The following is an 18,408-nucleotide window of genomic DNA, read 5'->3' as shown; positions in this document are numbered from 1 at the left end:
GGAGTCTTACCCGGACAACCCATCTGTGGCTTAGCCGCGCGATCGCGACACTCGCCACAGGAGTGACGGGATAGTGTTACTCCGCCGCGGCGGGTTTGCGCGGGCGACGACGGCGAGGAGGCTTACCGTCCTGAGTTCGCGCTTTCGGCGCTTCGCCATCGGTACGACGCGGTGCGGACTGCTGACCGCGACCTTGCCCCTGGCCACCGCGGCCCTGACTCTGGCCACCGCGACCGCCGCCGCGCTGCTGCTGACGACCGTTCTGAATCGGCTCGGCTTTAATCGATGGATCCGGCTCGTAGCCCGCCAGGGCAATACGCGGGATCTCTTTTTTCAGCAAGCGTTCGATATCATGCAGCAGTTTATGTTCATCAACGCAAACCAGCGACAGCGCTTCACCCGTTGCCGCGGCGCGCCCGGTACGACCGATACGGTGCACATAGTCTTCTGGTACGTTTGGCAGCTCGTAGTTCACCACGTGCGGCAGCTCTTCAATATCCAGACCGCGCGCGGCGATATCGGTGGCCACCAGTACGCGAATGCCGCCAGATTTAAAGTCAGCCAATGCGCGGGTACGCGCGCCCTGGCTCTTGTTGCCGTGAATAGCGGCGCTGCGGATGCCGTCTTTATTGAGCTGTTCCGCCAGATGGTTTGCGCCGTGCTTGGTGCGGGTAAAGACCAGCACCTGCTGCCAGTTACCTTCACCGATCATCTGCGACAGCAGCTCGCGTTTGCGCTTTTTATCGACAAAATGCACCAGCTGGCTCACCTGCTCAGAGGCGGTGTTGCGGCGGGCGACTTCGATCTCCAGCGGGTTATGCAGCAGCTTTTCCGCCAGCGATTTAATGTCATCGGAGAAGGTTGCGGAGAATAGCAGGTTCTGACGTCTGGCCGGCAGCTTCGCCAGTACCCGGCGAATATCGTGGATAAAGCCCATATCCAGCATACGGTCGGCTTCGTCCAGCACCAGCACTTCGACTTTGTCGAGGCTCACGGCGTTCTGATGTTCAAGATCCAGCAGGCGACCCGGCGTTGCCACCAGGATATCGACGCCGCTGCGCAGCTTCATCATCTGCGGATTAATGCTCACGCCGCCGAACACCACCAGCGAGCGAACGTTGAGGTATTTGCTGTAATCCCGGACGTTCTCGCCAATCTGCGCCGCCAGCTCGCGCGTTGGGGTCAGGATCAGCGCGCGCACCGGGCGACGCCCTTTAGCATGCGGCTCCTTTTGGATCAGATGCTGAAGCAGTGGCAGCGTAAATCCCGCCGTTTTGCCGGTACCGGTCTGAGCGCTGGCCATCAGATCGCGACCCTGTAATACTGCCGGGATAGCCTGCTGCTGAATTGGGGTTGGCTCAACGTAGCCCTGCTCAGCGACGGCGCGCAGGATTTCAGGATTCAGGCCAAGGGAATCAAAAGACATAACAACTCCGAACCGCCCCGGCCCGTCACAGGCGTAGTTTTCAGGGAGATTATTGCGAAAGAGATGGCAAAAACCACAATGCCATGAAGCTGCGCAGTCTAGCAGATTTTGTGACGAACCGCATAAAATCTGCCGAAAAGAATCCTCCGGCTAACAAACCACTGCTACCCGTCCTGTCGATGAGAAGCGACGATGGCGCTTCGCGCCAGGCGTCCCCGAAATAGCCCGTTTAATGCCTCGACGGGGAAACCGCGAACAAAAGCAGAGAAACGCCGCCGCAGAACGCGGCGGCGAAAGCGATTAACGCAGGCGATACTTAATTTTTTCGACCATCTTCGCGGTGGAGATGCCGTAGCGGTCATGCAGCGTCGGAAGCGCGCCGGCCAGCAGGAATTCGTCAGGCAAACCGACGGTATCCAGCTCGCAGCGTACGCCTTTACGCATCAGCAGCGCGGCAACCGCCTCCCCCAGCCCGCCGACCGACGTGTGGTTTTCCGCGGTCACCACCAGACGGCCGGGCTTCGACGCCTGCGCAACGATCGTTTTTTCATCAAGCGGTTTGATGGTGGGGACATGCAGCACCGCCGCGCTGATATTATCGGCCCGCAGTTTTTCAACCGCCTCGAGGGCGCGCATGGTCATCAACCCGGAAGAGATAATCAGTACATCGTTACCGTCCTCCAGCAGCTTCGCCTTGCCCAGCTCAAACTGATAATCATATTTATCGAGCACCAGCGGCACCTTACCGCGCAATAGACGCATATACACCGGACCGTCGTGGTCGGCAATCGCCGGTACCGCCTGCTCTATCTCCAGCGCATCGCAGGGATCGACGATGACCATGCCGGGGATGCCGCGCATAATCGCCAGATCTTCCGTTGCCTGATGGCTCGGCCCGTAGCCGGTGGTCAGGCCCGGCAGCGCCGCGCAGATCTTCACGTTCAGATGCTCTTCGGCGATGACCTGATGGATAAAATCATAGGCGCGACGTGTGGCAAAAGCGGCATAGGTAGTGGCGAAGGGAATGAATCCCTCCTTCGCCATTCCCCCGGCGGCCCCCATCAGCAGCTGCTCCGCCATTCCCATCTGGAAGAAACGATCCGGAAAGGCCTGGGCGAAAATATGCAGATCGGTATACTTTGACAGGTCCGCGGTCATACCGACGATTTCCGGACGATGGGCCGCCAGCTTCGAGAGCGCGACGCCAAACGGCGCAGAAACGGTCGCCTGACCTTCATCAGCAATGGAGGCGATCATCGCCGACGTTTTTAAGCGTGGTTTACTCTGGCTCATTACAGCACTCCTTCCGGTTTGTTGGCGTCCAGCACCGCAATCGCTTTTTGCCATTCGTCGGCATCGACGCGGATAAAATGGTTCTTATCGCGGGTTTCAAGGAATGGCACCCCTTTGCCCATCAGCGTGTCGCATAAAATGACCCGCGGCTGGTTGCCCGCATGATTTTTCGCGTTATCAAAGGCGGCCACCACCGCCGCCAGATCGTTACCGTCCACGCGCTGCACGTACCAGCCGAAGGCGGCCCATTTTTCATGCAGCGGCTCAAAGCCGAGAATTTTGCGCGAATCGCCGTCCGCCTGCTGTTTGTTCACGTCAACGAGGTTAATCAGGTTAGTCAGGCCGTAGTGAGCCGCCGACATCGCCGCTTCCCAGGTTGAACCTTCGTCCAGCTCCCCATCCGACATAGAGTTAAAAACCCAGGATGCGCTGCCCTTCTTCTTCAGACCGAGCGCCATCCCCACGGCGATGGAGAGCCCCTGCCCCAGCGAGCCGCCGGACATCTCCATTCCAGGCGTATAGGTCGCCATACCCGACATCGGCAGGCGGCTGTCGTCGGAACCGTAGGTCTCCAGCTCCTCTTCCGGGATAATTCCCGCTTCCAGTAGCGCCGCATAATAGGCGATGGCGTAATGGCCGTGAGAGAGCAGGAAGCGGTCGCGCCCTTCCCACTCCGGGTCCTCGGGGCGGTAAGTCATCGCGTGGCTGAACGCGGTGGCCAGCACATCCGCATAGCCTAATGCCTGGCCGATATAGCCCTGTCCCTGGACTTCGCCCATTTGCAGGGCATAGCGACGAATACGCCACGCCGCCGCGGCAACTTGTTGTGTTTCTGTCATCTTCATCTGATTGCCTCGCTTAGTGGATTAACATGCCGCCGTTCACGTCCAGGGTGATACCGGTCGAGTAGGAAGAGAGATCGCTGCCGAGGAACAGGGCGGCGCGCGCGATATCCACCGCATCGCCCAGACGGTTCATCGGGATCCCGGCGAGGATATTGGCCGTCATGTCGTCGGTCAGCTTGCCGGCGGTAATATCGGTCTGAATCAGCCCCGGCGTGATGCAGTTTACGCGGACGTTATCCGGGCCAAGCTCACGCGCCATCGCCCGCGCCAGGCCGAGCACACCGGCTTTTGCCGCGCTGTAGTGCGGGCCGCCGAAGATACCGCCGCCGCGCTGGGCGGAAACCGAAGAGATACAGACAATGCTGCCCGATTTTTGCGCCCGCATCGCCGGAATAACCGCCTGCGACATCAGCAGCGTGCCGCGCAGGCTGACGTCCAGCACCGCGTCATAGTTGGCGCGCTTAATGTCCATCAGCTTCAGCGGCTGGGTAATGCCTGCGTTATTCACCAGCACATCGACCCGGCCATATTTCGCCAGAATCTGTTCGACTGCCGCCTGCACCTGAACTTCATCGGCGACGTTCGCTGCCAGACCAAGATGGCCTTCGCCCAGAGCCGCCGCAGCGGCTTTGCTGGCTTCGCCATTGAGGTCGATAATGACCACGCTGGCGCCGTTCTCGGCAAATAATTTGGCGGTGGCAAAACCCAAACCGCGTGCGGAGGCCGCGCCAGTAATAATGGCGACTTTATCTTTTAATAACATATTTTCACTCCATGACATGACGTCATATTAATTAACAGAAATATTGCCGTTATTGTGGCTCATCGAGGAAAAGAATCACCACCAGACCTATTGCGGCGCAGATACCAAAATAGGTGAATACAGAATTAAAGCTGCCGGTCTGATCAAGTAAAAAACCGGCGGCCATCGGGGCAACAAAGCCGCCGAGGTTGCCGCCGCTATTAATAATAGAAGAGGCAATCGGATAGGTTTTACTGTCCGAAACGGCCATTCCGTAGGCGGTAAAAGCCGGCCAGCCAATATTCAAACAAAAACCGACAAAGAATAATCCAATACATACCGCCAAGGTGCTTGCCGGAATGTTCAGCATAATGAGCATCATGACCACGGTTGAAATCGCGGTGAACATCATGGTGGGTTTACGCCGGCGGCCTAACACTTTATCCGAGATCCAGCCTCCACCAATCGCACCAATAAAGCCGCCGATGCACGGCATACTCGCCACGAAGCCCATACTCATCACGTCAAAACCGCGCTCTTTCACTAAATACAGCGGGATCCATGTTAATAACCCGTACAGCACGCTGACCATCATAAAATAGGCCAGACAGTCACCAAGAATATTTTTCGAGGTAAATAATCCTTTCGCCGTATCGATAGGCGCCATCTTTTTCACCCGAATAATTTTATCCAGCCAGGTGAAGCGGTCGGCAATTAATATATTTTCGCGGACGGCGTTTTTATCGCTTTCACGCCCGGCGTTAATCTCTTCCAGCTCGCTTTGCGAAACAAATCCGCTTTCCGCGGGCGTTGACTTAACCAACAGGTACCACGCGACCGCCGCCACAATCCCCGGTATCGCAAAGGAGAAAAAGACCCACCGCCAGCCCCAGGTAACCGCGATCCACACCGCCAGCGGCGGTACGATTATCGGCGCAAACATGGTGGCGGCGATGTAGACGCCCGTTGCCGTGGCTTTCTCTTTCGGCGGGAACCAGTTATTAATGGTCGAAGCCAGGCCTACCGGGCACGGCCCTTCGCTAAGCCCCAGTCCCAGCCGCACCATCTTCAGGCCAAACACCGAGCTCACGGTGCCCATCAGCCAGGTAAAAGCAGAAAAACCGAAAATCGACAGCGCGACCAGTCCCCGGGTGCCGCGTCTGGCAATAAAAAAGCCGGCCGGGATCTGGCTGACCGCGTAGCCCAGGAAAAACATGCTGGCGATGGCCCCGGCCTCAAAGTTGTTGATATGAAACTCGTCAATAATGAACGGCAGTACTGCGCCGATATTCGTTCTGTCGGCGTAATTTATGGCATACACCAGGAAAATCATCGTCAAAACCACAAAACGATATTTTGTTTTCCTGGCGTCAGTACAGACCACAGTATCTATACGTGACATAGGGTATCCTCTTTATTTTTATGCTTTTTGTCGCGAACCTTACCGCATCGCGCCTTGTTATCAGGCCTGTGCTTGCAATATAACAATCCCAAAAAGAAAGAGTATTCAAAAAACCTCAATTATGACTGAGAAAAATTTGCTTCGTGACTGCATTCAAATTCCTGTCAATTATTTTTTTCGAGAGCTTCACATTTAAAACTGTTAAGTTCATCACGGATTACGCCATGTCTTATTTCCCGGCTATGCTATCCTGACCGTCATTTTATGGGATAACCGCTGGATGTACTGTTTTTTGAGTAAATAAATCACCCTAATTATTCCACTCACCGGAGGAAATCATGAACCAGCCGCTGCCAAATAAAAGCTTGCCGATGCCATCCTTACGCAATATTCAGGCATTTATTGAAGTGGCCGATACCGGCAGCCTGAACCTGGCAGCAGAGAATCTCAATATTACAGCTTCAGCAGTCAGTCATCAGATAGCCAGCCTGGAACAGTATCTGGGAAAGAAGATATTTTCCCGCAGCAGTAAAGGAATGGTCTTAACCACCATTGGTGAAAAATATCTTAAAGAAGTTTCCGGAGCCTTAAATATTATTGGTCAGGCCACTAACCAGGTGATTAATGATATCCACCAGGATTATTTACGGATTCATTCAGCGCCGAGCTTTGGCTTATTGTGGTTGATGCCCCGACTTAATAAGTTTCGCCAGGCATGGCCGGAGCTTAAAATTAGCCTGACCTGTTCTTATGAAAGCATTCAGTTCTCCCGCGATAATATCGATATTGATATTCGCCACGGGCTCTCACAGTGGCCGACCCTGGTGGTCAAGACCATAAAAAACGAACGCATGCTCCCCTTCACTTCATCGACTTATTTAGCTGGGCGCAACGTTCAGTCCATTGAAGATTTGTTGGCGTGCGACCTTATTCATTCCGATAGCACGCTGATCGGCTGGAGCAACTGGCTGTCGTGGCATAAGGTTCGCGGCTGGAATAAAAATTTTATTTTTAATTTTGATCGCTCCTATATGAGTATCGAGGCCGCGCGCATGGGGATGGGGGTTATTCTTGAGAGTAATTTGCTGGCCGGGCAGAGCGTTCGTCAACGTCACCTGGAACCCGTCTTTAGCCGCGACGTCAGTATGCCGGTTAATGCCCATCACTTCGTTTTACCGCACCCGAATGAGCAAAAAGAGAAAGTGAAGATCTTCTTTAACTGGGTTGCCGAAGAGCTAAGCCACGAAGGATTTCATATCTAGCAGCAAACGGTGGACAAACCGCCAACCTGCGCCTAGAGTTAATCAATCGATTGATTAACTTTTCCAGCGCGATGACAACAACTCCCATTACCAGCAAGGGCGAGCAGGCGAAAAGCCAGCTTATCGCCGCCGCAATCGCCCAGTTTGGCGAATACGGCCTGCACGCCACAACCCGCGATATTGCCGCCCAGGCCGGGCAGAATATCGCCGCCATTACCTACTATTTTGGTTCCAAAGACGATCTCTACCTCGCCTGCGCCCAGTGGATCGCTGATTTTATCGAACACAATTTCCGTCCCCACGCGCAGGCGGCGGAAGCGCTGTTCACTGAGCCTGTTCCGGATAAAGCCGCCATGCGCAGCCTGATACTTGGCGCCTGCCAGAATATGATCCTGCTGCTGACCCAGGACGACACCGTCAATTTGAGCAAATTTATCTCCCGCGAGCAGCTGTCGCCAACGCCGGCCTACCGGCTCATCCACGATCAGGTGATTGCTCCACTACACTGCTACCTGACACGTTTAATCGCCGCCTATACCGGCCTGAACGCCGACAGCACGCAAATGGTGCTTCACACCCACGCGCTGCTGGGCGAAGTTCTCGCTTTTCGCCTTGGTCGGGAAACGGTGCTGCGCCGCGCGGGCTGGGCCGAGTTCGATCGGGACAAAACCGCGCAAATTATTGAGGTTATCACCTGCCATATTGATTTCGTTCTGGAAGGATTATCGCAAAGGAGTCTGGAGTCATGAAAAAACCGCTCATCGTCGTTGTGCTGCTTCTCCTGCTGGCCGCTGCCATTGGCGGAGGCTGGTGGTGGTACCAGAGCAGCCAGCAGAAAGCGCTCACGCTGTATGGCAACGTGGATATTCGCACCGTTAACCTCAGCTTCCGCGTGGGCGGGCGGCTGGCGTCGCTCAGCGTCGACGAGGGCGATGCGATTAAAGCCGGGCAGACCCTGGGCGAGCTGGACCGCGCGCCGTACGAGAACGCCCTCCAACAGGCGCAGGCCAACGTGTCCACCGCCCAGGCGCAGTACGACCTGATGATGGCGGGGTATCGCTCGGAAGAGATCGCCCAGGCCGCCGCCGCGGTCAACCAGGCGCAGGCCGCTTACGACTATGCGCAGAATTTTTACCAGCGCCAGCTGGGGCTGCGCAAAAGCAGCGCCATCTCCGCTAACGACCTGGAAAACGCCCGCTCATCGCGCGATCAGGCCCAGGCGACGCTGAAGTCCGCGCAGGATAAGCTGCGCCAGTACCGCGCCGGTAATCGTCCGCAGGAAATCGCCCAGGCCAAAGCCAGCCTTGAACAGGCGCAGGCCGCGCTGGCGCAGGCGAAGCTGGATCTGCACGATACCATGCTGACCTCGCCGTCCGATGGGACGCTGATGACCCGCGCCGTCGAGCCGGGCAGCATGCTCAGCGCTGGCGGCACGGTGATGACGTTATCGTTAACCCATCCGGTGTGGGTACGCGCCTATATCGATGAAAAAAACCTCGGTCAGGCCCAGCCGGGTCGCGAAGTGCTGCTTTACACCGATAGTCGCCCGGATAAACCCTACCGCGGCAAAATCGGCTTCGTCTCCCCTACCGCTGAATTCACGCCGAAAACCGTGGAGACGCCGGACCTGCGCACCGATCTGGTTTATCGCCTGCGTATTGTGGTCACCGATGCCGACGACGCGCTGCGCCAGGGAATGCCGGTCACCGTCACCTTCAGTCACGGAAACGGCCAATGAGCGAGGACGTGATTACGCTGAGCGGCCTGACCCGGCGCTTTGCCGGGATGGATCGCCCGGCCGTCGCGCCGCTGGACTGCACCATTCACTCCGGCTATGTGACCGGTCTGGTGGGCCCGGATGGCGCCGGAAAAACCACCCTGATGCGCATGCTCGCCGGGCTGCTGAAGCCCGACGCAGGCAGCGCAAAAGTGATCGGCTTCGACCCGATTGCCGACGATAGCGCCCTGCATGCGGTGCTCGGCTATATGCCGCAGAAATTCGGCCTGTATGAAGATCTAACGGTGATGGAAAACCTGACGCTCTACGCCGATCTGCGCAGCGTGACCGGCGAGGCGCGGGAAAAAACCTTCGCCAGGCTGCTGGAATTTACCTCCCTCGGCCCCTTTACCGGCCGGCTGGCGGGCAAGCTTTCCGGCGGCATGAAGCAGAAACTTGGCCTGGCCTGCACCCTCGTCGGCGAACCGAAAGTCCTGCTGCTGGACGAACCCGGCGTCGGCGTCGACCCTATCTCGCGTCGCGAACTGTGGCAGATGGTGCACGAACTGGCGGGCGACGGAATGCTGATCCTCTGGAGTACCTCTTATCTTGATGAGGCCGAGCAGTGCCGGGACGTTCTGTTGATGAACGAGGGCCAGCTGCTCTACCAGGGGGCGCCAAAAGAGCTGACGCAGACCATGGCCGGACGCAGCTTTTTGGTTTCCAGCGCCCGGGAGAATAACCGCCGCCTCCTCCAGCGTACGCTGAAGCTGCCGCAGGTCAGCGATGGCGTGATTCAGGGTAAATCGGTACGCCTGATCCTTAAAAAAGAGGCCAGCATCAGCGATGTGCAGAAGGCTGGCGATATGCCGCCGCTGGAGGTCGCCGAAACCGCGCCGCGCTTCGAGGATGCCTTTATCGACCTGCTGGGGGGCGCCGGTACTGCCGAATCGCCGCTGGGCAACATTATCCACACCGTGGAAGGCTCCCATGAGGACACGGTGATTGAAGCGCAGACCCTGACCAAGAAATTCGGCGATTTTGCCGCCACCGACCACGTTGATTTTCAGGTCAAACGCGGGGAGATTTTCGGCCTCCTCGGGCCTAACGGCGCAGGGAAGTCCACGACGTTTAAGATGATGTGCGGCCTGCTGGTCCCCACCTCCGGGAAAGCGCTGGTGCTGGGCATGGACCTGAAAGTCAGCTCCGGCAAGGCGCGTCAGCATCTGGGCTATATGGCGCAGAAGTTCTCGCTCTACGGCAACCTTTCCGTTGAGCAGAACCTGCGCTTCTTCTCCGGCGTGTACGGCCTGCGCGGACGGGCGCAGAACGACAAAATCGCCAGCATGAGCGAGGCGTTTGGCCTGAAAAGCATCGCCCGGCAGGCCGCCGACGATCTGCCGCTCGGTTATAAGCAGCGCCTGGCGCTGGCCTGCTCGCTGATGCACGAGCCGGATATCCTGTTTCTTGATGAACCCACTTCCGGGGTCGATCCCCTCACCCGCCGCGAATTCTGGCTGCATATCAACAGCATGGTGGATAAAGGCGTGACGGTGATGGTCACCACCCACTTTATGGATGAAGCGGAGTATTGCGATCGTATCGGCCTGGTCTATCGCGGCAAACTGATCGCCAGCGGCACGCCGGACGATCTGAAGGCGCTGGCGGCGGATGATGAACAGCCTGACCCGACGATGGAGCAGGCGTTTATCACCCTCATTCACGACTGGGATAAGGAGAACGCCGGTGAGCAGTAAACGGCTATCGTGGCGGCGCGTACGCGCCCTGTGCGTGAAAGAGACGCGGCAGATTGTCCGCGACCCCAGCAGCTGGCTGATTGCGGTGGTCATCCCCCTGCTGCTGCTGTTCATCTTTGGCTACGGGATTAATCTCGACTCCAGCAAACTGCGGGTGGGCGTGCTGCTGGAGCAGCAGAGCGAAGAGGCGCTGGATTTTGTCCACACCATGACCGGCTCCCCCTATATCGACGCCACCGTCAGCGATAACCGCCAGGAACTGGTGCAGATGATGCAGGCAGGACGCATTCGTGCCCTGGTAACCATTCCGGTGGACTTCGACCAGAAGATGGCCCGCCCCGGCGACGATGCGCCGATCCAGCTCATCACCGACGGCAGCGAACCGAATACCGCTAACTTCGCCCAGGGCTACGTCGAAGGCATCTGGCAAATCTGGCAGCAGCAGCGGGCGGATGATCGCGGCGAAACCTTCGAGCCGCTAATCGACGTGCAGACGCGCTACTGGTTTAACCCGGCCGCGATCAGCCAGCATTTTATTATCCCCGGCGCGATTACCATCATTATGACGGTGGTCGGCGCGATCCTGACCTCGCTGGTGGTGGCCCGCGAGTGGGAGCGCGGCACCATGGAGGCGCTGCTGTCAACCGAGATTACCCGCGCCGAGCTGCTGCTGTGCAAGCTGATCCCCTACTATTTCCTCGGCATGCTGGCGATGTTGCTGTGTATGCTGGTGGCGGTGTTTATTCTCGGCGTGCCCTTTCGCGGTTCGCTGGTGATTCTGTTTTTTATTACCAGCCTGTTTTTACTCAGCACGCTGGGAATGGGGCTGCTGATTTCCACCATTACCCGCAACCAGTTTAACGCCGCGCAGGTGGCGCTGAATGCCGCATTCCTGCCTTCAATTATGCTGTCCGGGTTTATTTTTCAGATCGACAGCATGCCGGCGATAATCCGCGCGGTGACCTACGTGATCCCGGCGCGCTATTTTGTCAGCACTCTGCAAAGCCTGTTTCTGGCGGGCAACATCCCGGTGGTGCTGCTGGTGAACGTGATGTTTTTAATCGCCTCGGCGGTGATGTTTATCGGCCTGACGTGGCTGAAAACCAAACGGCGTCTGGATTAGCGAACGCCTGACCCGGGCTACAAAGGCTGACAAACGGGTAGCCCGGATAAGCGCAGCGCAATCCGGGGATACGAAGCAGCATAAAGAGAGAATATAAGATGTTTCATCGCTTATGGACGTTAATCCGCAAAGAGCTACAGTCGCTGTTGCGTGAACCGCAGACGCGGGCGATTTTGATTATGCCGGTGCTCATTCAGGTGCTGCTGTTCCCCTTTGCCGCCACGCTGGAGGTGACGAACGCCACCATCGCCATCTATAACGAAGACAACGGCAAGCACGCCGTGGAGCTGACCCAGCGCTTTGCCCGCGCCAAAGCCTTCACCCACGTGCTGTTACTGAAAAGCCCTCAGGAAATAAGACCGACCATCGATGAACAAAAAGCGCTATTGGTCGTGCGTTTCCCGGCGGATTTTTCGCGCAACCTCGACACCAACCAGACCGCCCCGCTCCAGCTGCTGCTGGACGGGCGCAACTCCAACAGCGCGCAAATTGCCGCCAACTACCTCCAGCAGATCGTCAAAAGCTATCAGCAGGACCTGCTGGAAGGCAAAGCCAAACCGAACAATAGCGAGCTGGTGGTACGCAACTGGTATAACCCGAATCTCGATTACAAATGGTTCGTGGTGCCGTCGCTGATCGCCATGATCACCACCATCGGCGTAATGATCGTCACCTCGCTCTCCGTTGCCCGCGAGCGCGAACAGGGGACGCTCGACCAGCTGCTGGTCTCGCCGCTGGCAACCTGGCAGATCTTTATCGGTAAAGCGGTCCCGGCGCTGATTGTCGCCACCCTGCAGGCGACCATCGTGCTGGGGATCGGTATCTGGGCCTATCAGATTCCCTTCGCTGGCTCACTGCTGCTGTTTTACTTCACGATGATCGTTTACGGTCTGTCGCTGGTAGGATTCGGCCTGCTGATTTCGTCGCTGTGCTCCACGCAGCAGCAGGCGTTTATCGGCGTATTCGTCTTTATGATGCCGGCGATCTTGCTCTCCGGCTACGTTTCGCCGGTGGAAAATATGCCAGTATGGCTACAAAACCTGACGTGGGTGAATCCGATTCGTCATTTCACCGATATCACCAAGCAGATCTATTTGAAGGATGCGAGTCTGGAAATCGTGTGGGGAAGTTTGTGGCCGCTACTGGTCATAGCGGCCACCACCGGCTCAGCGGCGTATGCGATGTTCCGAAGGAAGATCGCGTAATACTCGTCATCGTTCAAGCCACAACTGCGCTGGCCCTCCTCGCTCCCCCCAGTCACATAGTTATCTATGCTTCTGGGGATTCGCTGCGTTGCCGCCTTGTTGTAGCCCGAACGATTTAGCGTATCTGTTTTTATCTTTCGCCAGCAGTGAAACCACCGCCGGACCGGCCAGTATTGCCAGCCCGGCGAGGGCCAGCAGCAGGTTATTGTGCAGCACGCGCGACAGTAGCCACAGCACGATCACCGCGGTGCCGAAGTACCAGGTGGTGGTGAGTTCCTCAAGAAAATCACCGACGTCGCGCCAGCGCTCATCGTGATGGCGCTGCAAAAACAGCATCGACACTAACGTGACGCCGTACAGCACGCATAAACCTAATCCGACGCGCACCAGCGCGCCGCTCATCCAACCCATCACCAGTACTGCCACGACCAGTAGATGCAACATAATCTGCCAGCAACTAAGACCCGTTGCGACGCGTACACGTTGTTGCCACTTCATGGCTTCTCTCCTGAAGGATTTTTCTCTGCTACTCAGAGTACCGCACTTTACGGAAAATTCCGTATCACCGCATCTTTTTGTGACCTCTACTACACTATTTCCTACAGGAAAGTGACATTGCCCAGAGAAATAAGGACAAACAAATGCCGCGATTTTCGTTAAACGTGCTGACAATTAACACCCATAAAGGCTTTACTGCGTTCAATCGCCGCTTTATTTTGCCCGAATTACGCGAAGCGGTGCGCAGCGTCAGCGCCGACATTGTTTGCCTGCAGGAGGTGATGGGGGCGCACGAAATTCATCCGCTGCATATCGAAAACTGGCCGGATACCACCCACTATGAGTTTCTGGCCGATACCATGTGGAGCGATTACGCCTACGGACGCAACGCCGTTTATCCGGAAGGACATCACGGCAATGCGGTACTTTCCCGCTTTCCCATTGAACATTATCGAAATCTCGATGTTTCGGTGGGCAACAGCGAAAAGCGCGGGTTGCTCTACTGCCGCATTGTGCCGCCGGAAAGCGGGATCGCTATCCATGTGATCTGCGCGCATCTGGGGCTGCGTTCTCATCAGCGCCAGGCCCAGCTGACGATGCTGGCGGAGTGGGTGAACGGTTTACCCACGGGCGAACCGGTAGTGGTGGCCGGTGATTTTAATGACTGGCGGCAGCAGGCTAACCGCCAGCTTAAAACCCAGGCCGGGCTGGAGGAGATTTTTACCCGCGCCAGAGGGCGCCCGGCACGAACTTTCCCGGTCAGCTTCCCTCTGCTGCGCCTCGACCGCATCTACGTAAAAAACGCCTATGCCAGCCAGCCAAAGGCGCTGGCGTTAAAACAGTGGCGTCATTTGTCCGATCATGCACCGCTTAGCGTGGAGATACATCTGTGAAATGCAGCTGGCAGGAAGGAAACCGCATTCGGCTATTAGAAAATGGCGATAACTATTATCCGGCGCTGTTTGCCGCCATCGGCCGCGCGCAGCAGCGGGTGATCCTGGAATCCTTTATTTGGTTTGAAGATGACGTCGGCAAACAGCTCCATGCCGTTCTGTTAAAAGCGGCCCAGCGCGGCGTCCGCGTCGAGGTCTTACTGGACGGCTACGGCTCGCCGGATCTAAGCGAAAGCTTTGTGGGCGAGCTGACGTCGGCTGGCGTGATTTTTCGCTACTACGACCCGCGCCCGCGACTGCTCGGCATGCGCACTAATTTATTCCGCCGCATGCATCGCAAAATCGTGGTGATCGATGACGTAACCGCCTTCGTTGGCGGAATTAACTACTCCGCCGAACACATGACCGATTACGGTCCGGAGGCCAAGCAGGATTACGCCGTACAGGTCGAAGGGCCGGTGGTGCTCGATATCCTGCAATTTGAACTGGAAAACCTGCCCACCAATGAGGCGACCCGCCGCTGGTGGCAGCGGCGCCGGCATAAGCCTGAAATCAACCGCAACCCCGGCGAGGCCCAGGCGCTGTTTATCTGGCGGGATAATCAGGATCATCGTGACGATATTGAGCGTCACTATCTGAAGATGCTGACCACCGCCCGCCGGGAAGTGATTATTGCCAACGCCTACTTTTTCCCCGGCTATCGCCTGCTGCACGCCATGCGCAACGCTGCCCGCCGCGGCGTGCGCGTCAAGCTTATCGTGCAGGGCGAACCGGATATTCCCATTGTCAAATTCGGCGCGCGCCTGCTCTACCACTATCTGGTTAAAGGCGGCGTGCAGATTTTCGAATATCGCCGCCGTCCTCTACACGGCAAAGTGGCGCTGGCGGACGACCACTGGGCCACCGTCGGCTCCAGCAACCTCGACCCGCTCAGCCTGTCACTCAATCTGGAAGCCAACCTGGTGATTCACGACCGTGAATTCAACCAGACGCTGCGGGATAATCTCAATGGCTTAATCGCCAACGACTGCCGCGAAGTGGATAAGCGCATTTTGTCGAAACGAACCTGGTGGCGGCTCGGCATTAGCGTGCTGGCGTTCCACTTCCTGCGCCACTTCCCCGCGTGGGTCGGATGGCTTCCGGCCCATACGCCCCTGCTGTCGCGGGTTCATCCCCCGGTACAGCCAGAAATAGAAACCCAGGATCGCGTTGACCCGGAACACCAGGAGGTGAAATCCTGATGGCGAAATCTCACCCTCGCTGGCGGATGGCGAAAAAAATCCTGACGGTGCTCTTTTTTATCGCCGTCGTCGTTCTGCTGGTGGTCTACGCGCAAAAAATCGACTGGCAGGACGTGTGGAAGGTCATTCGCGATTACAACCGTACGGCGCTGCTCAGCGCCATCGGGTTGGTTATCGCCAGCTACCTGATCTATGGCTGCTACGACCTGCTTGGGCGCGCTTACTGCGGCCACAAGCTGGCTAAACGCCAGGTGATGCTGGTGTCGTTTATCTGCTACGCCTTTAACCTGACGCTCAGCACCTGGGTGGGTGGGATTGGTATGCGCTATCGGCTCTACTCGCGCCTCGGCCTGAGCGGCGCAACCATTACCCGTATCTTCTCCCTGAGCATTACCACCAACTGGCTGGGCTATATTCTGCTCGGCGGCATTGTTTTTAGCTCCGGCATGGTGAAGGTGCCCGAGCGCTGGTATATCAGCCAGTCGTCGCTGCAAATTCTGGGCGTCGTTTTACTACTGATTTCCGCGTTTTACCTGGGGGCCTGCGCCTTTGCTAAAAAGCGCCATCTGACGATAAAAGGCCAGCGGCTGGTTCTGCCCTCCTGGCGCTTCGCGATATTGCAGATGGCGGTGTCCAGCCTGAACTGGATGGCGATGGGGGCGATTATCTGGCTGCTGCTGGGCCCGCAGGTGGACTATTTTCTTGTGCTCGGCGTGCTGCTGGTCAGCAGCATTGCGGGGGTTATCGTGCATATTCCGGCAGGCATTGGCGTGCTTGAGGCGGTGTTTATCGCCATGCTTTCCGGGGAAGAGATTTCGCGCGGCGCGATTATTGCCGCCCTGCTTGCCTATCGCGCGCTGTACTACTTCCTGCCGCTGCTGCTGGCAACCATCGGCTACCTGATTCTGGAGAGCCGGGCGAAGCACCTGCGGGAGAAAAACCAGCGCACGCTGGCGGGCGAGTAGTCAAAAAAGCCCCGGTCGCGGATGCTGACCGGGGCTACAGGTTCATCGTTTTCTGCGGTCTGGTAGCCCGGATAAGGCGCATCGCGCCGCCATCCGGGAACAAGTTAACGACGGTTGCCGAAAATGCGCAGCAGCATAAGGAACAGGTTGATAAAGTCCAGATACAGCGTCAGCGCCCCAAGAATCGAATATTTGCGCAGCGTTGACGCATCGCGAACGTCAATCTGCTCGCCGATGTTTTTCAGCTTCTGGGTGTCATAGGCGGTCAGGCCGACGAAGACGATCACCCCGATGTAGGTCACCGCCCACATCAGCGCTTCGCTCTTCAGCCAGAAGTTAACCAGCGACGCCAGCAGGATACCAATAAGCGCCATAAACAGCATATTGCCGAAGCCGCTCAGGTCCCGTTTAGTGGTATAGCCGTAAAGGCTCATCACGCCAAACATCCCGCCGGCCACCACGAAGGTACTGGCGATCGATGAGTAGGTATAGACGAGGAATATACTGGATAAGGTGAGCCCGGTTAGCGCCGAATAGAGCATAAACAGGGTGGTCGCCATGCCTGCGCTCAGCCGCTGCACCATGCCGGAGAGCACGAATACCAGCCCCAGCTGGGCGATGATCAGGCCGAAAAAGGTTATTTTGCTGGAAAAGACAAACATCATCACCGCAGGGGTGTTGGCCGCAAACCACGCGATAAACGCCGTGAGCAGCAGCCCGACCGTCATCCAGCCGTACACCTGCGCCATATAAGTTTGAAGTCCGCTGCGACCCTGTACGATCGCCCCGGAACGAGGATATCTATCCATGACTGTCTCCTGATTAACGAAATTTATCTTCTAAGCGTACCACACTACCAGCGTTCTGCCGCTTCACGGTCGCTATCTCGCGCATCGACCCAGCGCTCGCCTTCCGGCGTCGCCTCCCGCTTCCAGAACGGCGCGCGGGTCTTCAGGTAATCCATAATAAACTCCCCCGCCGCAAACGCGCTACCGCGGTGGGCGCTGGTGACGCCGACAAAGACAATCTCCTCCCCGGGCCACATCTCGCCGATACGGTGAATCACCGTCACCCGGCCCAGCGGCCAGCGCTCGCGCGCCTGTTCCACAATCTCCGCCAGCGACTTTTCCGTCATCCCCGGATAATGTTCAAGGGTCAGCGCTTTGACGCTGTCGCCAAGGTTGTGGTTGCGGACCTTGCCGGTAAACGTCACTACCGCGCCGTCTTCATCGCGCTCGGCCAGCCAGGGGTATTCGTCGCCGACCTTAAAGCGGTCATGGCTGACGATAATACGCGTCTGCGTCATGTTATCCCCCGGTAACCGGCGGGAAAAACGCCACTTCATCACCGGCCGCCAGCGGGTGATCAAACGTCGTCAGCGTCTGGTTTACCGCCGCCAGCAGCTTGCCCTCCTCCAGCGCCAGCGCCCAGCGATCGCCGCGGGCGATCAGCTGCTGGCGAACGGCTTCAACCGTGGTCAGGCCTTGCGGATCGAGCGTCAGGGAGTCGGTGCCGAGCAGTTCGCGCACCTGGGCAAAAAAAAGAACCTTAATCATGGCTATCTTCCACTCTGAAATCGCCGGACTTGCCGCCGCTTTTCGCCAGCAGGCGCACCGGACCTATGACCATATCTTTCTGCACCGCTTTGCACATATCGTAAATCGTCAGCGCGGCGACGGAAGCGGCGGTCAGGGCTTCCATCTCAACGCCGGTTTTCCCGGTCAGACGGCACAGGGATTCGATACGCACCCGGTTATGCTCGGGCTGCGCCTGCAGACTGACTTCGACTTTGCTCAGCATCAGCGGATGGCAAAGCGGAATCAGCTCCCAGGTGCGTTTTGCCGCCTGAATCCCGGCAATGCGCGCAGTGGCAAAGACATCGCCTTTGTGATGGCTACCGTCGATAATCATCGCCAGCGTCGTGGCCTGCATTTCAACATAGGCCTCGGCGCGCGCTTCGCGAACCGTCTCCGCTTTCCCTGAGACATCGACCATGTGCGCTTCGCCGGCGGCGTTAATATGGGTCAGCTGCGTCATAA

Annotated in this window: 19 protein-coding genes; 9 read left to right on the top strand and 10 right to left on the bottom strand. The window is 57.4% G+C overall.

What is annotated here, in order from left to right; all coding sequences use genetic code 11:
• Nucleotides 1–76: 76 nt before the first annotated feature.
• From rhlE to HMPREF1144_RS20015, 5 genes are all read right to left on the bottom strand, one after another.
• The gene (rhlE, locus tag HMPREF1144_RS20035; protein WP_004849082.1) at nt 77–1,426 is read right to left on the bottom strand and encodes an ATP-dependent RNA helicase RhlE; all 1,350 of its coding nucleotides are present in this window, start codon (nt 1,424–1,426) and stop codon (nt 77–79) included.
• A gap of 300 nt (nt 1,427–1,726) precedes the next feature.
• On the bottom strand, nt 1,727–2,719 hold the full coding sequence (locus tag HMPREF1144_RS20030) for a transketolase family protein (protein ID WP_009653803.1): 993 nt from the start codon (nt 2,717–2,719) through the stop codon (nt 1,727–1,729).
• Nucleotides 2,719–3,564 carry a transketolase gene (locus HMPREF1144_RS20025; RefSeq protein ID WP_004849079.1) on the bottom strand — a complete coding sequence of 282 codons (846 nt, stop codon included), beginning with the start codon at nt 3,562–3,564 and terminating at the stop codon, nt 2,719–2,721. The genes HMPREF1144_RS20030 and HMPREF1144_RS20025 overlap by 1 nt, the downstream gene beginning before the upstream one ends.
• 13 nt (nt 3,565–3,577) lie before the next feature.
• Nucleotides 3,578–4,327 carry an SDR family NAD(P)-dependent oxidoreductase gene (locus tag HMPREF1144_RS20020; protein ID WP_004849077.1) on the bottom strand — a complete coding sequence of 250 codons (750 nt, stop codon included), beginning with the start codon at nt 4,325–4,327 and terminating at the stop codon, nt 3,578–3,580.
• Nucleotides 4,328–4,376: 49 nt separating this feature from the next.
• Nucleotides 4,377–5,708, bottom strand: a complete 1,332-nt coding sequence (locus HMPREF1144_RS20015) for an MFS transporter (RefSeq protein ID WP_004849075.1) — start codon at nt 5,706–5,708, stop codon at nt 4,377–4,379.
• A 338-nt stretch (nt 5,709–6,046) separates the two neighbouring features.
• On the opposite strand from HMPREF1144_RS20015, the gene HMPREF1144_RS20010 reads away from it, so the two are divergent.
• The 6 genes from HMPREF1144_RS20010 (at nt 6,047) to HMPREF1144_RS19985 (ending at nt 12,772) form a co-directional block, all read left to right on the top strand.
• Nucleotides 6,047–6,970 carry a LysR substrate-binding domain-containing protein gene (locus HMPREF1144_RS20010; protein ID WP_004130698.1) on the top strand — a complete coding sequence of 308 codons (924 nt, stop codon included), beginning with the start codon at nt 6,047–6,049 and terminating at the stop codon, nt 6,968–6,970.
• 71 nt (nt 6,971–7,041) lie between these two features.
• Complete coding sequence (gene cecR, locus HMPREF1144_RS20005) at nt 7,042–7,719, top strand: transcriptional regulator CecR (RefSeq protein ID WP_004130696.1); 678 nt, start codon at nt 7,042–7,044, stop codon at nt 7,717–7,719.
• Nucleotides 7,716–8,708: a secretion protein HlyD gene (hlyD, locus tag HMPREF1144_RS20000; protein WP_009653776.1), complete on the top strand. Its 993-nt coding sequence runs from the start codon at nt 7,716–7,718 to the stop codon at nt 8,706–8,708. Before cecR ends, hlyD begins: the two co-directional genes overlap by 4 nt.
• Nucleotides 8,705–10,444, top strand: coding sequence for an ATP-binding cassette domain-containing protein (locus HMPREF1144_RS19995; protein WP_004849069.1), 1,740 nt, complete (start codon nt 8,705–8,707; stop codon nt 10,442–10,444). Before hlyD ends, HMPREF1144_RS19995 begins: the two co-directional genes overlap by 4 nt.
• Nucleotides 10,434–11,567: an ABC transporter permease gene (locus HMPREF1144_RS19990; protein ID WP_004849066.1), complete on the top strand. Its 1,134-nt coding sequence runs from the start codon at nt 10,434–10,436 to the stop codon at nt 11,565–11,567. The genes HMPREF1144_RS19995 and HMPREF1144_RS19990 overlap by 11 nt, the downstream gene beginning before the upstream one ends.
• Nucleotides 11,568–11,665: 98 nt before the next feature.
• Nucleotides 11,666–12,772, top strand: a complete 1,107-nt coding sequence (locus HMPREF1144_RS19985) for an ABC transporter permease (protein ID WP_004849064.1) — start codon at nt 11,666–11,668, stop codon at nt 12,770–12,772.
• Nucleotides 12,773–12,832: 60 nt separating this feature from the next.
• Here HMPREF1144_RS19985 and HMPREF1144_RS19980 read toward each other — a convergent pair whose 3' ends face one another.
• Nucleotides 12,833–13,270 carry a YbhQ family protein gene (locus tag HMPREF1144_RS19980; RefSeq protein ID WP_004130686.1) on the bottom strand — a complete coding sequence of 146 codons (438 nt, stop codon included), beginning with the start codon at nt 13,268–13,270 and terminating at the stop codon, nt 12,833–12,835.
• Between the two features lie 143 nt (nt 13,271–13,413).
• On the opposite strand from HMPREF1144_RS19980, the gene HMPREF1144_RS19975 reads away from it, so the two are divergent.
• The 3 genes from HMPREF1144_RS19975 to HMPREF1144_RS19965 are packed head-to-tail and all read left to right on the top strand — an operon-like array spanning nt 13,414 to nt 16,369.
• Complete coding sequence (locus tag HMPREF1144_RS19975) at nt 13,414–14,163, top strand: endonuclease/exonuclease/phosphatase family protein (protein WP_004849063.1); 750 nt, start codon at nt 13,414–13,416, stop codon at nt 14,161–14,163.
• On the top strand, nt 14,160–15,404 hold the full coding sequence (gene clsB, locus HMPREF1144_RS19970; protein ID WP_004849062.1) for a cardiolipin synthase ClsB: 1,245 nt from the start codon (nt 14,160–14,162) through the stop codon (nt 15,402–15,404). The genes HMPREF1144_RS19975 and clsB overlap by 4 nt, the downstream gene beginning before the upstream one ends.
• The gene (locus tag HMPREF1144_RS19965) at nt 15,404–16,369 is read left to right on the top strand and encodes a lysylphosphatidylglycerol synthase transmembrane domain-containing protein (protein WP_004849061.1); all 966 of its coding nucleotides are present in this window, start codon (nt 15,404–15,406) and stop codon (nt 16,367–16,369) included. The genes clsB and HMPREF1144_RS19965 overlap by 1 nt, the downstream gene beginning before the upstream one ends.
• A gap of 104 nt (nt 16,370–16,473) precedes the next feature.
• Here HMPREF1144_RS19965 and HMPREF1144_RS19960 read toward each other — a convergent pair whose 3' ends face one another.
• The 4 genes from HMPREF1144_RS19960 to moaC are packed head-to-tail and all read right to left on the bottom strand — an operon-like array spanning nt 16,474 to nt 18,406.
• Nucleotides 16,474–17,178 (bottom strand): Bax inhibitor-1 family protein, encoded by a 705-nt coding sequence (locus tag HMPREF1144_RS19960; RefSeq protein ID WP_004849060.1) that lies wholly within the window; start codon nt 17,176–17,178, stop codon nt 16,474–16,476.
• Nucleotides 17,179–17,222: 44 nt separating this feature from the next.
• Nucleotides 17,223–17,675 (bottom strand): molybdopterin synthase catalytic subunit MoaE, encoded by a 453-nt coding sequence (gene moaE, locus HMPREF1144_RS19955; RefSeq protein ID WP_004849058.1) that lies wholly within the window; start codon nt 17,673–17,675, stop codon nt 17,223–17,225.
• Between the two features lies 1 nt (nt 17,676).
• Nucleotides 17,677–17,925, bottom strand: a complete 249-nt coding sequence (moaD, locus tag HMPREF1144_RS19950; RefSeq protein WP_004849056.1) for a molybdopterin synthase sulfur carrier subunit — start codon at nt 17,923–17,925, stop codon at nt 17,677–17,679.
• Complete coding sequence (moaC, locus tag HMPREF1144_RS19945) at nt 17,918–18,406, bottom strand: cyclic pyranopterin monophosphate synthase MoaC (protein WP_004849054.1); 489 nt, start codon at nt 18,404–18,406, stop codon at nt 17,918–17,920. The genes moaD and moaC overlap by 8 nt, the downstream gene beginning before the upstream one ends.
• Between the last annotated feature and the right edge of the window lie 2 nt (nt 18,407–18,408).

The organism is Klebsiella sp. OBRC7, from assembly GCF_000293135.1.
In the GTDB taxonomy this organism is placed as follows: Bacteria; Pseudomonadota; Gammaproteobacteria; order Enterobacterales; family Enterobacteriaceae; genus Klebsiella; species Klebsiella michiganensis.
This window is presented reverse-complemented; position numbering and strand designations above follow the sequence as displayed.

Bases quoted from the DNA above. Each gene is read 5' to 3' on its own strand.
- moaD (WP_004849056.1), bottom strand. From the start codon at position 17,925: ATGATTAAGGTTCTTTTTTTTGCCCAGGTGCGCGAACTGCTCGGCACC.
- HMPREF1144_RS19980 (WP_004130686.1), bottom strand. From the start codon at position 13,270: ATGAAGTGGCAACAACGTGTACGCGTCGCAACGGGTCTTAGTTGCTGG.
- HMPREF1144_RS19965 (WP_004849061.1), top strand. From the start codon at position 15,404: ATGGCGAAATCTCACCCTCGCTGGCGGATGGCGAAAAAAATCCTGACG.
- HMPREF1144_RS20030 (WP_009653803.1), bottom strand. From the start codon at position 2,719: ATGAGCCAGAGTAAACCACGCTTAAAAACGTCGGCGATGATCGCCTCC.
- HMPREF1144_RS20025 (WP_004849079.1), bottom strand. From the start codon at position 3,564: ATGAAGATGACAGAAACACAACAAGTTGCCGCGGCGGCGTGGCGTATT.
- HMPREF1144_RS20010 (WP_004130698.1), top strand. From the start codon at position 6,047: ATGAACCAGCCGCTGCCAAATAAAAGCTTGCCGATGCCATCCTTACGC.
- HMPREF1144_RS20020 (WP_004849077.1), bottom strand. From the start codon at position 4,327: ATGTTATTAAAAGATAAAGTCGCCATTATTACTGGCGCGGCCTCCGCA.
- HMPREF1144_RS19985 (WP_004849064.1), top strand. From the start codon at position 11,666: ATGTTTCATCGCTTATGGACGTTAATCCGCAAAGAGCTACAGTCGCTG.
- moaC (WP_004849054.1), bottom strand. From the start codon at position 18,406: ATGACGCAGCTGACCCATATTAACGCCGCCGGCGAAGCGCACATGGTC.
- rhlE (WP_004849082.1), bottom strand. From the start codon at position 1,426: ATGTCTTTTGATTCCCTTGGCCTGAATCCTGAAATCCTGCGCGCCGTC.
- HMPREF1144_RS19975 (WP_004849063.1), top strand. From the start codon at position 13,414: ATGCCGCGATTTTCGTTAAACGTGCTGACAATTAACACCCATAAAGGC.
- cecR (WP_004130696.1), top strand. From the start codon at position 7,042: ATGACAACAACTCCCATTACCAGCAAGGGCGAGCAGGCGAAAAGCCAG.
- moaE (WP_004849058.1), bottom strand. From the start codon at position 17,675: ATGACGCAGACGCGTATTATCGTCAGCCATGACCGCTTTAAGGTCGGC.
- HMPREF1144_RS20015 (WP_004849075.1), bottom strand. From the start codon at position 5,708: ATGTCACGTATAGATACTGTGGTCTGTACTGACGCCAGGAAAACAAAA.
- HMPREF1144_RS19960 (WP_004849060.1), bottom strand. From the start codon at position 17,178: ATGGATAGATATCCTCGTTCCGGGGCGATCGTACAGGGTCGCAGCGGA.
- hlyD (WP_009653776.1), top strand. From the start codon at position 7,716: ATGAAAAAACCGCTCATCGTCGTTGTGCTGCTTCTCCTGCTGGCCGCT.
- HMPREF1144_RS19995 (WP_004849069.1), top strand. From the start codon at position 8,705: ATGAGCGAGGACGTGATTACGCTGAGCGGCCTGACCCGGCGCTTTGCC.